The sequence below is a fragment of the Thioalkalivibrio sp. ALMg9 genome (genome assembly GCF_000380625.1).
In the GTDB taxonomy this organism is placed as follows: Bacteria; Pseudomonadota; Gammaproteobacteria; order Ectothiorhodospirales; family Ectothiorhodospiraceae; genus Thioalkalivibrio; species Thioalkalivibrio versutus.
Map to the genome: position 1 here is coordinate 1 of NZ_AQYC01000002.1, position 16,174 is coordinate 16,174.

Annotated in this window: 12 protein-coding genes, 1 tRNA gene and 1 pseudogene; all 14 read left to right on the top strand. The window is 62.9% G+C overall.

The genetic code is table 11. From position 1 onward, the window contains the following. Positions 1 to 105, top strand: a pseudogene (locus F792_RS14350) (elongation factor Tu); the annotation flags it as partial. Between the two features lie 86 nt (positions 106 to 191). After that, a tRNA-Trp gene (locus F792_RS0100020) sits at positions 192 to 267 on the top strand. Between the two features lie 37 nt (positions 268 to 304). Continuing rightward, positions 305 to 670, top strand: coding sequence for a preprotein translocase subunit SecE (gene secE / locus F792_RS0100025; RefSeq protein WP_018167854.1), 366 nt, complete (start codon positions 305 to 307; stop codon positions 668 to 670). A 17-nt stretch (positions 671 to 687) separates the two neighbouring features. Next, positions 688 to 1,221 (top strand): transcription termination/antitermination protein NusG, encoded by a 534-nt coding sequence (gene nusG, locus F792_RS0100030; RefSeq protein ID WP_017940468.1) that lies wholly within the window; start codon positions 688 to 690, stop codon positions 1,219 to 1,221. A gap of 65 nt (positions 1,222 to 1,286) precedes the next feature. Next, the gene (rplK, locus tag F792_RS0100035; RefSeq protein WP_018167855.1) at positions 1,287 to 1,718 is read left to right on the top strand and encodes a 50S ribosomal protein L11; all 432 of its coding nucleotides are present in this window, start codon (positions 1,287 to 1,289) and stop codon (positions 1,716 to 1,718) included. 1 nt (position 1,719) lies between these two features. Continuing rightward, positions 1,720 to 2,415, top strand: a complete 696-nt coding sequence (gene rplA, locus F792_RS0100040) for a 50S ribosomal protein L1 (RefSeq protein ID WP_018167856.1) — start codon at positions 1,720 to 1,722, stop codon at positions 2,413 to 2,415. Between the two features lie 214 nt (positions 2,416 to 2,629). Then, positions 2,630 to 3,151 (top strand): 50S ribosomal protein L10, encoded by a 522-nt coding sequence (gene rplJ, locus F792_RS0100045; RefSeq protein ID WP_018167857.1) that lies wholly within the window; start codon positions 2,630 to 2,632, stop codon positions 3,149 to 3,151. Positions 3,152 to 3,222: 71 nt separating this feature from the next. Further along, a complete protein-coding gene (gene rplL, locus F792_RS0100050) occupies positions 3,223 to 3,600 on the top strand; it encodes a 50S ribosomal protein L7/L12 (protein WP_018143870.1) in 378 nt (125 codons plus the stop codon). Positions 3,601 to 3,731: 131 nt separating this feature from the next. Next, positions 3,732 to 7,811, top strand: coding sequence for a DNA-directed RNA polymerase subunit beta (rpoB, locus tag F792_RS0100055; RefSeq protein ID WP_018167858.1), 4,080 nt, complete (start codon positions 3,732 to 3,734; stop codon positions 7,809 to 7,811). Positions 7,812 to 7,882: 71 nt separating this feature from the next. Continuing rightward, positions 7,883 to 12,103: a DNA-directed RNA polymerase subunit beta' gene (gene rpoC / locus F792_RS0100060; protein ID WP_018167859.1), complete on the top strand. Its 4,221-nt coding sequence runs from the start codon at positions 7,883 to 7,885 to the stop codon at positions 12,101 to 12,103. Positions 12,104 to 12,211: 108 nt separating this feature from the next. Then, positions 12,212 to 12,586 (top strand): 30S ribosomal protein S12, encoded by a 375-nt coding sequence (gene rpsL / locus F792_RS0100065; RefSeq protein WP_018143873.1) that lies wholly within the window; start codon positions 12,212 to 12,214, stop codon positions 12,584 to 12,586. A 33-nt stretch (positions 12,587 to 12,619) separates the two neighbouring features. After that, complete coding sequence (gene rpsG, locus F792_RS0100070; protein WP_018143874.1) at positions 12,620 to 13,087, top strand: 30S ribosomal protein S7; 468 nt, start codon at positions 12,620 to 12,622, stop codon at positions 13,085 to 13,087. 22 nt (positions 13,088 to 13,109) lie between these two features. Next, on the top strand, positions 13,110 to 15,206 hold the full coding sequence (fusA, locus tag F792_RS0100075) for an elongation factor G (protein ID WP_018167860.1): 2,097 nt from the start codon (positions 13,110 to 13,112) through the stop codon (positions 15,204 to 15,206). A gap of 45 nt (positions 15,207 to 15,251) precedes the next feature. Next, a partial coding sequence (tuf, locus tag F792_RS0100080; protein ID WP_018167861.1) for an elongation factor Tu occupies positions 15,252 to 16,174 on the top strand: 923 nt, incomplete at its 3' end.

The following is a 16,174-nucleotide window of genomic DNA, read 5'->3' on the forward strand; positions in this document are numbered from 1 at the left end:
GTGTCCCTGATCAATCCGATCGCGATGGAAGACGGTCTGCGCTTTGCGATCCGCGAAGGCGGCCGCACTGTGGGCGCCGGCGTCGTCTCCAAGATCATCGAGTGATACAGTAGACAAGTTGACAGACTGACCGCGAGAGGCGGCGCCGCGTGCGTCGTCTCTCGCGTTTGTTTCTTGTCGATTCGATTTCTAGGCCAGTAGCTCAATTGGCAGAGCAGCGGTCTCCAAAACCGCAGGTTGGGGGTTCGAGTCCCTCCTGGCCTGCCATCTTCGAGATGGCGGCAGCACCGGGTGATACGTATTCATGAGTGAACAATCGGAACAGACCGGCGTGCTTGATACCGTCAAGCTCGCGGTGGCCGTGGCGCTGCTGATTGCCGGCGTCATGGGCTTCTATTGGTTCCAGGACGAATCCACTCTGATTCGCGTCCTCGGGCTGCTTGCCGTCGTGGGGGTCGCCATCGGGATCGCGATGACGACCGCCAAGGGCAGCCAGCTCGCCGGCTTTATGGGCAACGCGCGCACCGAGGTGCGCAAGATGGTGTGGCCCACCCGCGTAGAGACGACCCAGACCACGCTGATCGTCATTGCCGTCGTGATCCTGGTGGGGATCATGCTCTGGCTCCTGGACATGTTCCTGGGCTGGGGCATCAGTCGGTTCATCGGATAAGCAGCAGGATTTTCCCCATGGCACTACGCTGGTACGTCGTACAGGCATTCTCGGGTTTCGAGGCACAGGTGAAGCGGTCCCTGGAGGAGCGCATCGAGCGTTTCGGCATGCAGGACCATTTTGGCGAAATCCTGGTGCCCACCGAGGAGGTCGTCGAGATGAAGGACGGCCAGAAGCGCAAGAGTGAGCGCAAGTTCTTCCCCGGCTATGTCCTGGTTCAGATGGACCTCAACGACGAGGCCTGGCATCTGGTCAAGGCCGTGCCGCGCGTGCTTGGCTTCATCGGTGGCACCGCGGACCGTCCGGCGCCGATCAGCGACAAGGAAGCCGACGCGATTCTGCAGCGCATGCAGGAAGGCGCCGAGAAGCCGCGTCCGAAGGTGCTGTTCGAGGTGGGCGAGATGGTCCGCGTAATCGACGGCCCGTTCAACGATTTCAATGGCGTGGTCGAAGAAGTCAACTACGACAAGAGTCGTCTGCTCGTGGCGGTTCAGATTTTCGGGCGGTCGACGCCCGTGGAACTCGAGTTCCACCAAGTCGAGAAAACCTGAGACGCGCAAGCGTCATCACCTGTTGATCGGGGAGCCGCAAGGCGTTCGCACCCGAGGGAGTCCTCATGGCAAAGAAAATCGAAGCGTATATCAAGCTTCAGGTAGCGGCCGGCAAGGCCAACCCGAGCCCGCCCGTGGGCCCGGCGCTGGGTCAGCGCGGCGTGAACATCATGGAGTTCTGCAAGGCGTTCAACGCCCAGACCCAGGAGATGGAGCCCGGTCTGCCGATTCCGGTGGTGATCACCGTGTACGCGGATCGCAGCTTCACGTTCATTACCAAGACGCCCCCGGCGGCGGTCCTGCTGAAGAAGGCGGCCGGCATTCAGTCCGGTTCCGGTCAGCCGAACACCAACAAGGTTGGCACCGTGACGCGCGCCCAGCTGGAAGAAATTGCGAAGACCAAGGAACCGGATATGACCGCGGCTGATCTCGAAGCCGCCGTGCGTACCATCGCCGGCAGTGCCCGCAGTATGGGCCTCGAAGTGGAGGGTCTCTGACATGGCGAAGCTTTCCAAGCGTATGCAGGCCTATCGCGAGAAGGTTGAGCCGGGTCACCTGTATCCGGTCACCGAAGCCTTTGATCTCCTGCGTGACCTGCCCAAGGCCAAGTTCCGCGAGTCGGTGGACGTTGCCGTGAACCTCGGCGTGGACCCGCGCAAATCCGACCAGGTGGTGCGCGGCTCCACCGTGTTGCCGCATGGCAATGGCAAGACTGTGCGCGTGGCCGTGTTCACCCAGGGTGCGAACGCCGATGCCGCCAAGGAAGCCGGGGCCGATGTCGTCGGCATGGACGACCTCGCCGAACAGGTGAAGGCCGGCCAGATGGACTTCGACGTGGTGATCGCCTCCCCGGATGCGATGCGCGTGGTCGGCCAGCTCGGCCAGATTCTCGGCCCGCGCGGCCTGATGCCGAACCCGAAAGTCGGCACCGTGACCCCGGATGTGGCCACCGCGGTGACCAATGCCAAGGGTGGTCAGGTGCGCTACCGCACCGACAAGGGTGGCATCGTCCACTGCACTATTGGCGCGGCCGATTTCGACACGAATTCGCTTACCGACAATCTGAACGCCCTGCTGGCCGACCTGCTGAAGATGAAGCCGGCGACCTCCAAGGGGCAGTACGTCAAGGCCGTGGTCGTCTCGACCACCATGGGTCCGGGCGTCAAGGTCGATCAGGGCTCGTTGGAGCTCTAAGCAAGAAAATAAGGTTTTTGGTCGGCTGTCGCGCAAGCGGCACGCCATCCAAGACCGCAGGCGCCGAGCTCCAGGGCCCGGCTTAATACCCCAGCCTGCGCAGATGGTGTCACCCGATTCAGGAAGTACCTGCGACGGGAGCACCGAAGTGCCGGGTTCGCCCGGTTTCACGATCACCTCCGGGTGGTCTTACTAGAGGAGAGTCAACGTGGCTTTGAATCTCGACGACAAGAAGGCGATTGTCTCGGAGCTGGCTACGGTTGCTGCCTCGGCGCATTCCGCGGTCGCCGCGGAGTACCGGGGTCTCTCGGTCGCGCAGATGACCGACCTTCGTCGGCAGGCCCGCACTACCGGGGTCTATCTGCGGGTGGTGAAGAACAACCTCGCCAAGCGTGCCATTGAGGGTACGGATTTCGCGTGCATGCAGCCCGAGCTGCAGGGTCCGCTGATCCTTGCCTTCAGTGAAGAGGAGCCTGGCTCCGCGGCACGCCTGGTGAAGAACTTTGCCAAGGAAAACGATCAGCTGAAGGTCCGGCTGGTGTCCTTTGGTGGGCAGCTCCTGGGGGCGAACGATCTCGATCGCCTCGCGAGCCTGCCGACCCGTGACGAGGCGCTCTCGCAGCTGCTCGCCACGATGAAGGCACCGCTCGACAAGTTCGCCCGTACGGTGAACGAAGTCCCGGGCAAGCTTGTGCGTACCGTTGCAGCAATCCGTGATCAGAAGCAGGCAGCCTGAAGAACCCTTCAAGCCTGCTTCTGCAGCATGTACTGAATGAATTCGGGCTCGACCCGTTAGGAGATTAAGAAATGGCCGTTTCGAAAGAAGATATCCTGGAAGCCATCGGCAACATGACGGTCCTGGAGATTGTGGACCTGATCAGCGAGATGGAAGAGAAGTTCGGCGTGTCCGCCGCTGCCGCGGTTGCGGCCGCCCCGGCTGCCGCTGGTGGCGAAGCCGCTGCCGCTGAAGTCAAGGACGAGTTCGACGTCGTGATGTCGAGCTTCGGCGAGAACAAGGTCGGCGTGATCAAGGTCGTCCGCGGCCTGACCGGTCTGGGTCTGAAGGAAGCCAAGGAAATGGTCGAAGGCGTGCCGGCGACCGTGAAGGAAGGCGCTCCGAAGGACGAGGCCGAGAAGATGAAGGCGGAGCTGGAAGGCGCGGGCGCCACCGTCGAACTGAAGTAAGAAGGCGCTTGCGCCTGTTGTTTTCGTGTACATCACGAAGCCCTGAGGCTGGCGGCCGTTTGGTCGCCAGCCTCAGCCCGTGGTGGCGCGTGTTTTGTCGCGCGTTGTTCAGCTAGCCTCCGAGGTAAGCCATGGCCCTCAGTTATACCGAAAAGAAACGTATCCGCAAGGACTTCGGGAAGCGTCCCCAGATCCTCGAAGTCCCGTACCTGCTGGAAACCCAGCTGACCTCCTATCGGGATTTCCTGCAGGCGGACCGAGCGTCCGACGGGCGGGATCCGATGGGCTTGCATGCGGCGTTTCAGTCGGTTTTCCCCATCGTCAGTTATTCCGGTCATGTCCAGCTCGAGTATGTGAGCTATCGCCTGGGCGAACCGATGTTCGACGTGAAGGAATGCCAGATCCGTGGCGTGACCTATGCGGCCCCGCTGCGTGTCCTCTTGCGCCTGGTGATCCACGACAAGGAAGCCCCGGCGGGTTCTACCGTGGTCAAGGAGGTCAAGGAGCAGGAAGTCTACATGGGCGAAATGCCGCTCATGACCGAGAACGGCACCTTTGTCATCAACGGTACCGAACGCGTAATCGTGTCGCAGTTGCACCGCTCGCCGGGCGTGTTCTTCGACAGCGACAAGGGCAAGACCCAGGGCAGTGCACAGAAACTGCTTTATAACGCCCGCATTATTCCGTACCGCGGCTCCTGGCTCGATTTCGAGTTCGACGCCAAGGACGGGGTCTTCGTGCGCATCGACCGTCGCCGCAAGCTGCCGGCGTCGATCCTGCTGCGCGCACTGGGTATGGATACCGAAGAGATCCTCACCACCTTTTTCGAATTCAATCAGCTCACCCTCGACGATGACGGCGGCGAGCTGGACCTGATCCCCGAGCGCATGCGCGGCGAGACTGCCGTGATCGACATTACCGATGGCGAAACCGTCATTGTCGAGGCCGGTCGGCGTATTACGCCGCGCCATATCCGGGAGATCGAGAAGGCCGGCATCAACACCCTGCGGGTGCCGGACGAATACCTGCTGGGTCGGGTGCTGGCCAAGGGCGTGGTGGATGAGTCCACCGGGGAACTGATCGCCAATGCCAATGACGCCCTGACCCAGGAGATGCTCGACAAGCTGCGCGCCGAGGGCGTGAAGTCGCTGGAGACCATCTACACCAACGACTACGACCACGGTCCGTACATGTCGGATACGCTGCGTCTGGATCCGACCAAGAGCCAGCTGGAGGCCCAGGTCGAGATCTACCGCGTGATGCGCCCGGGCGAGCCGCCGACCAAGGACGCGGCGGAGAACCTGTTCTCCAACCTGTTCTTCTCGGAAGATCGCTACGACCTGTCCGCCGTGGGCCGGATGAAGTTCAACCGCCGCGTGGGTCGCGATACCGACGAGGGCGCGGGCGTGCTGTCGCCGGAAGACATCCTGGATGTCCTCAAGGTGCTGATTGACCTGCGTAACGGCAACGGCCGTACCGATGACATCGACCACCTGGGCAACCGCCGCATCCGCAGCGTGGGCGAGATGGCGGAAAACCAGTTCCGCCTGGGCCTGGTGCGTGTCGAACGCGCGGTCAAGGAGCGTCTCACCGTCGCCGAGAGCGAAGGCCTGATGCCGCAGGAACTGATCAACGCCAAGCCGGTGGCCGCCGCGGTCAAGGAATTCTTCGGGTCCAGCCAGCTGTCGCAGTTCATGGACCAGAACAACCCGCTGTCCGAGGTGACGCACAAGCGGCGTATCTCGGCCCTGGGTCCGGGCGGACTTACCCGCGAACGTGCTGGCTTCGAAGTGCGCGACGTGCACCCGACGCATTACGGTCGCGTGTGCCCGATCGAGACTCCGGAAGGCCCGAACATCGGTCTGATCAACTCGCTGGCCGTGTATGCCCGCACCAACCGCTACGGCTTCCTGGAGACGCCGTATCGCAAGGTCGCAGAGGGCAAGGTGACCGAGGAGATCGTCTACCTCTCCGCGATCGAAGAAAGCCAGTACGTGATCGCCCAGGCGAACGCGGCGATGGACGAGGAAGGTCGCCTGAGCGATGACCTCGTGTCCTGCCGTCACCAGGAGGAGTTCACGATCTCGTCTCCGGACAAGATCCAGTACATGGACGTCTCGCCAAAGCAGATCGTGTCCGTGGCCGCCGCGTTGCTGCCATTCCTGGAGCATGACGATGCCAACCGCGCCCTGATGGGCGCGAACATGCAGCGTCAGGCCGTGCCGTGCCTGCGGGCCGACAAGCCGCTGGTGGGTACCGGTATCGAGCGCGCCGTCGCCATCGACTCCGGCTCCGCGATCGTCGCCAAGCGCGGCGGTACGGTGGACTCGGTGGACGCCGGTCGTGTGGTGGTCCGTGTGAACGACGACGAAACCGTCGCCGGCGAGCCGGGCGTGGATATCTACAACCTCACCAAGTACTCGCGGTCCAACCAGAACACCTCCATCAACCAGCGTCCTCTGGTTGCGGTGGGCGACGAAATCGCCCGCGGTGACGCGATTGCCGATGGCTCGTCCACGGATCTGGGCGAGCTCGCGCTGGGGCAGAACATGATGGTCGCGTTCATGCCCTGGAATGGCTACAACTTCGAGGACTCGATTCTGATCTCGGAGCGCGTGGTGCAGGAGGATCGTTACACCACGATCCACATCGAGGAGCTCAACTGTGTCGCTCGTGACACCAAGCTTGGCCAGGAAGAGATCACCGCGGATATCCCGAACGTCTCCGAGTCGTTGCTGAACAAGCTGGACGAGTCCGGCGTGGTCTACGTCGGGGCCGAGGTGAACCCGGGCGACATCCTGGTCGGCAAGGTCACGCCGAAGGGCGAGACCCAGCTGACGCCGGAAGAGAAGCTCCTGAGGGCGATCTTTGGCGAGAAGGCCTCGGACGTGAAGGACACCTCCCTGCGTGTGCCGTCCGGCATCGAGGGGACGGTGATCGACGTGCGTGTTTTCACCCGCGACGGTGTGGAGAAAGACGCCCGCGCCCGGTCGATCGAGGCCGACGATCTCGCCGCTGTGCAGAAGGACCTGAAGGACCAGCTGCGCATCTACGAGGATGACATCTACGCCCGCGTCGAAAGGCTGCTGGTCAACAAGACCGCCGCCGGTGGCCCGGATGGGCTGGGTGATGGCTCCAAGGTGACCAAGAAGTATTTGCAGGGGTTGTCCCGCGACAAGTGGTTCGAGGTCCGCCTGCAGGACGATGCGGTCAACAGCCAGCTGGAAGACCTGGGTCGCCAGATCAAGGATCAGCACGAGGCGTTCGAGAAGAAGTTCGAGCACCAGAAGGCCAAGCTGGCCGCGGGCGACGACCTGCCGCCAGGCGTGCAGAAGATGGTCAAGGTCTACGTGGCCGTGAAGCGCCGCCTGCAGCCGGGCGACAAGATGGCCGGTCGCCACGGAAACAAGGGCGTGATCTCGATGATCGTGCCGGAAGAGGACATGCCGTTCCTCGAGGACGGTACCCCGGTCGACGTGGTGCTGAACCCGTTGGGCGTGCCCTCGCGCATGAACGTCGGCCAGGTGCTGGAAGTGCACCTGGGTTGGGCGGCCCGAGGTCTCGGTCACAAGATCAACCGCATGCTCGAGGCGCAAGCCGAGATCGCGAAGCTGCGCGAGTTCCTCGACAAGATCTACAACAACCGCGAACGCAAGGTGGACCTCGACTCCATGTCGGACCCCGAGATCATCACCCTGTGCCGCAACCTGCGCGGTGGCGTGCCGATGGCGACGCCGGTGTTCGACGGCGCCGAAGAGGCCGAGATCAAGGAGATGCTGCGTCTGGCGGACCTGCCGGAAACGGGGCAGGCCCAGTTGTACGACGGGCGCACCGGGGACGGCTTCGACCGCCCGGTCACCGTGGGCTACATGCACATGCTGAAGCTGAACCATCTGGTCGACGACAAGATGCATGCACGTTCCACCGGCCCGTACTCGCTGGTCACCCAGCAGCCGCTGGGCGGCAAGGCGCAGTTCGGTGGTCAGCGCTTCGGCGAGATGGAGGTCTGGGCACTGGAGGCCTACGGCGCCGCCTATACGCTGCAGGAAATGCTGACGGTGAAGGCGGACGACGTGCAGGGCCGCAACAAGATGTACAAGAACATCGTTGACGGTGAGCACCACATGGAGGCCAACGTCCCCGAGTCGTTCAACGTGCTCATGAAGGAGATCAAGGCGCTCGGCATCAATATCGAGCTCGAGCAGGACTGATCTTCTCCGATCCGATTGTGATCCGACGGGGCGCAGTGCGCCCCTCGAAACCAAGTTTGTGAGGCAAGCGAATGAAAGACCTCCTGAATCTGTTCAAGCAACAGACCCAGCCGGAAGAGTTCGATGCGATCCGCATCGGTCTTGCGTCCCCGGACCAGATCCGTTCCTGGTCCTTTGGCGAGGTGAAGAAGCCGGAAACCATCAATTACCGGACGTTCAAGCCGGAACGTGATGGCCTGTTCTGCGCGAAGATCTTCGGGCCGGTGAAGGACTACGAGTGCCTGTGCGGCAAGTACAAGCGCCTGAAGCATCGTGGCGTGGTGTGCGAGAAGTGCGGCGTCGAAGTGACCCAGACCAAGGTCCGGCGCGAGCGCATGGGCCATATCGACCTGGCCTCGCCGGTTGCCCACATCTGGTACCTGAAGAGCTTGCCGTCCCGTATCGGCCTGCTGCTCGACATGACCCTGAAGGACATCGAGAAGGTCCTGTACTTCGAGTCCTTCATCGTCACCGATCCGGGCTTCACCACGCTGGAGAAGCGCCAGCTCCTGACCGACGAGGAATACCTCGAGGCGATGGAAGAGCACGGTGACGACTTCACCGCGCTGATGGGCGCGGAGGCCGTGCTGAGCCTGTTGAAGGAAATGGATCTGCCGGCCGAGGCGACGAAGCTGCGCCAGGACCTGACCGAGACCGGTTCCGAGACCAAGATCAAGCGCTTCGGCAAGCGGCTCAAGCTGGTCGAGGCCTTCCTCGATTCCGGCAACAAGCCGGAGTGGATGATCATGAAGGTGCTGCCGGTACTGCCGCCGGACCTGCGTCCGCTGGTGCCGCTGGATGGCGGCCGGTTTGCGACGTCCGACCTCAATGATCTGTACCGCCGGGTGATCAACCGAAACAACCGTCTGCGTCGCTTGCTGGAGCTGAATGCCCCGGACATCATCGTGCGCAACGAAAAGCGCATGCTGCAGGAGTCCGTGGACGCGCTGCTGGACAACGGCCGTCGCGGCCGTGCCATCACCGGTACCAACAAGCGCCCGCTGAAGTCCCTGGCCGACATGATCAAGGGCAAGCAGGGCCGCTTCCGCCAGAACCTGCTGGGCAAGCGTGTCGACTACTCCGGTCGCTCGGTGATCGTGGTGGGCCCGACCCTGCGCCTGCACCAGTGCGGTCTGCCCAAGCGCATGGCCCTGGAGCTGTTCAAGCCGTTCATCTTCGGCAAGCTGCAGCGCCGTGGTCTCGCGACCACCATCAAGGCCGCGAAGAAGGCGGTGGAAAAGGAAGGTCCCGAGGTCTGGGATATCCTGGAAGAGGTGATCCGCGAGCACCCGGTCATGCTGAACCGCGCGCCGACCCTGCACCGCCTGGGTATCCAGGCGTTCGAGCCGGTATTGATCGAAGGCAAGGCGATCCAGCTGCACCCGCTGGTCTGCGCCGCGTTCAACGCGGACTTCGACGGTGACCAGATGGCCGTGCACGTGCCGCTGTCGCTGGAGGCCCAGCTGGAGGCGCGCACGCTGATGCTGTCCTCCAACAACGTGCTGTCCCCGGCCAACGGCGAGCCGATCATCGTGCCGTCGCAGGATATTGTCCTGGGGCTCTACTACCTGTCGCGCGAGAAGGTGAACGCGAAGGGCGAAGGCATGACGTTCGCCGACGTGGATGAAGTCCACCGCGCCTACGAGCACAAGCTGGTGGATCTGCACGCGCGCGTTACCGTGCGGATTGGCGACACCATGGCCGAGGTCAGCGAGGGCGAGAGCCTGCCGTACCTGCGCCTGGAGACCACCGTGGGTCGCGCGATTCTGTCGCGCATCATGCCCAAGGGTCTGCCGTTCGAGCTGATCGACCGCGAGCTGAACAAGAAGGCGATCTCCGGCCTGATCAACCAGTGCTATCGCCGCCTGGGTCTGAAGGATACGGTGGTGTTCGCGGACCAGTTGATGTACGCGGGCTTCTATTACTCCACCCGTGCCGGCGTCTCCTTCTGCGCCGACGACATGGTGATCCCGGACGAGAAGCAGCCGATCCTGCAGGGCGCCGAAGAACAGGTTAAGGAGATCGAGAACCAGTACGCCTCGGGTCTCGTGACCAAGGGCGAACGTTACAACAAGGTCGTGGATATCTGGTCTCACTGTAATGACCAGGTCGCCAAGGCCATGATGGAGCGGCTCGGCAAGGAGAAGGTCGTCAACAAGGATGGCGAGACGGTCGAGCAGAACTCGTTCAACTCGATCTTCATGATGGCCGACTCCGGTGCGCGTGGCTCCGCCGCGCAGATCCGTCAGCTGGCCGGCATGCGTGGCCTGATGGCCAAGCCGGACGGCTCGATCATCGAGACGCCGATCACGGCGAACTTCCGCGAAGGTCTGAACGTCTTGCAGTACTTCATCTCCACCCACGGCGCCCGTAAGGGGCTGGCCGATACGGCGTTGAAGACCGCAAACTCGGGCTACCTGACCCGCCGCCTGGTGGATGTCTCGCAAGACGTCGTGGTAACCCAGCCGGACTGCGGGACCCAGCAGGGTCTGCTGATGAAGCCCATCATTGAAGGCGGTGACGTGGTCGAGCCATTGCGCGATCGCGTGCTCGGGCGGACCACTGCGGTCGACGTGCTGCGCCCGGGTGCGGATGAGGTATTGATCCCCGCCGGCACGCTGCTCGATGAAGCGATGGTGGACTCCCTGGATGCCGCTTCGGTCGACGAAGTGCTGGTGCGTTCCGCGATTACCTGCGAGACCCGCCAGGGCATTTGTGCCAAGTGCTATGGGCGTGATCTGGCGCGTGGCCACGAGGTCAACGCCGGCGAGGCCGTGGGCGTCATCGCCGCGCAGTCGATCGGCGAGCCGGGTACCCAGCTGACGATGCGTACCTTCCATATTGGCGGGGCCGCGAGCCGGGCCGTGACGGTTAGTGCGATCCAGGTGAAGAGCTCCGGTTCTGTCCGTCTGCATAACCTGAAGACGGTCACCAACAAGGCCGGCAACCTGGTCGCGGTCTCGCGCTCCGGCGAGCTGGGTGTGATCGACGATCAGGGTCGCGAACGGGAGCGCTACAAGATTCCCTATGGCGCGCTTATCACGGTCCACGACAGCGATGCCGTGGAAGCTGGGCAGGAAGTCGCGAGCTGGGATCCGCATACCCATCCGATCGTCACCGAGGTGGCCGGTAACCTGCGTCTCGCGGACTTCGTGGAGAACGTGACGGTCACCAAGGAGACCGATGAGTTCACCGGCCTGTCGTCCAACGTGGTCCTGGATCCGAAGAGCCGCTCTACGGCGGGCAAGGATCTGCGCCCGACGGTCAAGCTGCTGGACGACGACGGCAACGAGGTGTACATCCCGGGGACCGACATGCCCGCGCAGTACATGCTGCCGGCCAATGCGATCTTCAACCTGGAGGACAACGCCCGGGTCGAGGTGGGTGACGTCATTGCCCGCCTGCCGCAGGAATCCTCCAAGACGCGTGACATCACCGGTGGTCTGCCGCGTGTGGCCGACTTGTTCGAGGCGCGGCGTCCCAAGGAGCCGGCGGTGCTGGCCGAGATCTCGGGTACCGTGTCCTTCGGCAAGGAGACCAAGGGCAAGCAGCGTCTCGTGATCACCCCGGACAAGGGTGACCCGGTCGAGATGATGATTCCCAAGCTGCGTACCGTGAACGTGTTCGAAGGCGAGCGTGTCGAGCGTGGCGAGGTCGTGGTGGACGGTGAGCTGGATCCGCATGACATCATCCGTCTGCGCGGTGTCACCACCCTGGCCGAGTACCAGGTCCAGGAGATCCAGGACGTTTACCGTCTCCAGGGTGTGAAGATCAACGACAAGCACATCGAGGTGATCGTCCGCCAGATGATGCGCAAGGTGAACATCGAGGACGCCGGCGACACCAAGTTCCTCGCCGGGGACCAGGTGGATCGCATTCGGGTGCTGGAGGAGAACGAGCAGCTGGGTGCCGACAAGCAGCCGGCAACCTACGAGCGCGTGCTCCTGGGTATCACCAAGGCGTCGCTGGTGACCGAGTCGTTCATCTCTGCGGCCTCCTTCCAGGAGACCACCCGCGTGCTCACCGAGGCCTCGACCCGCGGTGCGCGTGATGATCTGCGCGGCCTGAAGGAAAATGTGATTGTCGGACGCCTGATCCCCGCGGGGACGGGCCTCGCCTATCACAAGGAGCGTCGCCGCAAGCGCGCACTGGAAATGCCCGAGTTCGAGACGGTCGCGGAGGCGCCGGCGGTGATCGCCGACTCCGAACCGGCTACGACCGACCCGGGTACCACGGAAGACGGGTCCGAGTGACCCGTCCCACCTTGACACTCACGGGGGCGGCGATTAGACTTCCGCTCCCTCGACAGTCCGGTCTCGGCGCCGGCCTGTCGTTATTTTTAGGCTAGGAGAAAGGGTTTCATGGCCACGATCAACCAGTTGGTACGCAAGCCCCGCAAGCGCCCCGTCGAAAAGAGCGACGTGCCGGCGCTGCAGGGTTCCCCGCAGAAGCGCGGGGTCTGCACCCGTGTCTACACGACCACCCCGAAGAAGCCGAACTCCGCGCTGCGCAAGGTTGCGCGCGTACGGCTGACCAACGGCTACGAAGTTAGTAGCTACATCGGTGGGGAAGGCCACAACCTGCAGGAGCACTCGGTGGTCCTGATTCGTGGCGGCCGTGTTAAGGATCTCCCGGGTGTGCGTTACCACACGGTGCGCGGCAGCCTGGATACCCAGGGTGTGCAGAAGCGCATGCAGGGCCGATCCAAGTACGGCACCAAGCGTCCCAAATCCTAACCGTGATCCATGATCCAGTCCGGGAACTGAAACATGTCTAGAAGAGCAGCAGCCCCCAAGCGTCACATCCTCCCCGACCCGAAGTTCGGAAGCGAGCGCCTGGCCAAGTTCATCAACACGGTGATGCGTGACGGCAAGAAGTCCGTCGCCGAACAGGTCGTGTATGGCGCCCTGGATCAGATCGAGTCCAAGCAGGGCGACGGGATGGGTGCGCTGGAACGCGCCCTGGATAACATTCGCCCGCGTGTCGAGGTGAAGTCCCGCCGCGTTGGTGGTGCGACCTACCAGGTTCCGGTGGAAGTGCGCTCGGTGCGTCAGGATGCGCTGGCCATGCGCTGGGTGGTCGAGGCCGCCCGCAAGCGGGGCGAGCGCACCATGGCCCTGAAGCTGGCCGGCGAACTGATGGACGCCTCGGACAGCAAGGGTTCGGCCGTCAAGAAGCGCGAAGACACTCACCGCATGGCGGAAGCGAACAAGGCGTTCGCTCACTTCCGCTGGTAAACCAGATTTAGAGAGGCTCACCGTGGCACGCAAGACACCACTGAAGCGCTACCGGAATATCGGGATCAGCGCGCACATCGACGCCGGCAAGACGACGACGACCGAGCGCATCCTGTTCTATACCGGTCTGTCGCACAAGATCGGCGAGGTGCATGACGGCGCCGCCACGATGGACTGGATGGAGCAGGAGCAGGAGCGCGGGATCACCATTACCTCCGCGGCGACCACCAGCTTCTGGTCCGGCATGGCCAAGCAGTTCGACGAGCATCGAGTGAACATCATCGATACGCCCGGGCACGTGGACTTCACCATCGAGGTCGAACGTTCCATGCGCGTGCTCGACGGGGCGGTCATGGTGTATTGCGCCGTGGGCGGTGTGCAGCCGCAGTCCGAGACGGTCTGGCGTCAGGCGACCAAGTACGCCGTGCCGCGTCTCGCGTTCGTCAACAAGATGGACCGCGCCGGCGCCGACTTCCTGCGCGTCTACGAGCAGATGAGGGAGCGCCTGCAGGCCAACCCGGTGCCGATCCAGCTGCCGATTGGCGCCGAGGACCAGTTCAAGGGTGTGATCGACCTGGTCAAGATGCAGGCGATCTACTGGGACGAAGAGAACTTCGGTATCAGCTTCGAGTACAAGGACATCCCCGATGACCTGAAGGCTGAAGCTGACAAGTGGCGCGAGAACATGCTCGAGGCCGCCGCCGAGGCGAACGAAGAGCTGATGGACAAGTACCTCAACGAGGGTGACCTCAGCGAGGAAGAAGTCAAGTCGGCCCTGCGTCAACGGACCCTGGCGCTCGAGATTGTCCCGATGCTGTGCGGTTCCGCCTTCAAGAACAAGGGCGTCCAGGCAATGCTGGATGCGGTTGTCGAGTACCTGCCCTCTCCGGAGGAGGTCAAGGCGATCAAGGGCGTGAAAGCAGGCACCGAAGAGCCGGTGGCCAAGCACGCGTCGGACGACGAGCCCTTCGCGGCTTTGGCGTTCAAGATCATGACCGACCCCTATGTGGGTTCCCTGACCTTCGTCCGTGTTTATTCGGGCGTGCTGTCGGCCGGAGACTCGGTGCTGAATACGCAAAACAACCGCCGCGAGCGGATTGGGCGTATCCTGCAGATGCACTCCAATTCCCGCGAGGAGATCAAGGAGCTGCGTGCAGGCGACATCGGCGCGGTAGTGGGCCTGAAGGATCTGTACACGGGTACGACGCTGTGCGATCCGAATGACCCGGTCGAGCTCGAGCGCATGGAGTTCCCGGAGCCGGTGATCTCCATCGCGGTCGAACCGAAGACCAAGACCGACCAGGAAAAGATGGGCATCGCGCTGAACAAGCTGGCGCAGGAAGATCCGTCCTTCAAGGTGCATACCGACGAAGAGTCCGGTCAGACCATCATCTCGGGTATGGGCGAGCTCCATCTCGAGGTGCTGGTGGACCGCATGAAGCGCGAGTTCAAGGTCGAGGCGAACGTTGGGCAGCCCCAGGTGGCCTACCGCGAGACCATTCGCAAGACGGTCGAGCAGGAAGGCAAGTTTGTGCGGCAGTCGGGCGGTCGCGGCCAGTATGGCCACGTGTGGCTGCGCCTCGAGCCGCTGGAACCCGGTAGCGGGTACCAGTTCGAGAACGCCATCGTGGGCGGTGTGGTGCCCAAGGACTACATCCCGGCGGTCAACAAGGGTGTGGCCGAGCAGATGTCCAATGGTGTGCTCGCCGGCTATCCGGTCGAGGACGTGAAGGTCACGCTGTTCGACGGTTCCTACCATGACGTTGACTCCAACGAGATGGCGTTCAAGGTTGCGGGCTCCATGGCCTTCAAGGAAGGCGCGCTGAAGGCCGGCGCCGTGCTTCTTGAGCCGATGATGAAGGTCGAGGTGGAGACACCCGAAGAGTACATGGGCGACGTGATGGGCGACCTCAATCGCCGTCGTGGCCTGGTGAAGGGCATGGAAGACGTCGCCGGGCAGAAGCTGCTGCGGGCCGAGGTTCCCCTGTCCGAGATGTTCGGCTACTCGACCCAGTTGCGCTCGATGAGTCAGGGTCGCGCGACCTACTCGATGGAATTCGAGAAGTACGCCGAGGCCCCCGCGCAGATCGCCGAGGCGGTAGCCGCCAAAGCGTCCTGATCCCGAATTCGCGTTATTTGAAAGAACTGTAAAGAGGTTTGAGCTGTGTCCAAGGAAAAGTTCGAGCGTAAGAAGCCGCATGTGAATGTGGGTACGATTGGTCATGTGGACCATGGGAAAACGACGCTGACGGCGGCGATGACGGCGGTGCTGGGCAAGAAGTACGGGAGTGAAGCCCGCGCATTTGACCAGATCGACAACGCGCCGGAAGAGAAGGCCCGCGGTATTACGATTGCGACCGCGCACGTCGAGTACGAATCCGACCTTCGTCACTATGCGCACGTCGATTGCCCCGGTCACGCGGACTACGTGAAGAACATGATCACGGGTGCGGCGCAGATGGATGGCGCGATCCTGGTGGTGTCGGCGGCCGATGGCCCGATGCCGCAGACCCGCGAGCACATCCTGCTGGCGCGTCAGGTCGGTGTTCCGTACATCGTGGTGTTCCTGAACAAGGCCGACATGGTCGATGATCCGGAGCTGCTGGAGCTGGTCGAGATGGAAGTACGCGACCTGCTGTCCTCGTACGACTTCCCGGGTGACGACACCCCGGTCATCACCGGTTCCGCGCTGAAGGCGCTGGAAGGTGACGAGAGCGAAGTGGGCGCCCCGGCGATCTACAAGCTGGTCGAAGCGATGGACACCTGGATTCCGGAGCCGGAGCGTGCCGTGGACGGCGCGTACCTGATGCCGGTGGAAGACGTGTTCTCGATCTCCGGTCGCGGCACCGTGGTGACCGGTCGTATCGAGCGCGGCGTGGTGAAGGTGGGCGAAGAGATCGAGATCGTCGGCATTCGCGACACGCAGAAGACCACCGTCACCGGTGTCGAGATGTTCCGCAAGCTGCTGGATCAGGGCGAAGCGGGCGACAACGTCGGCATTCTGCTGCGTGGCACCAAGCGCGACGACGTCCAGCGTGGTCAGGTGCTGTGCAAGCCGGGTTCGATTACCCCGCACACGCACTTCGA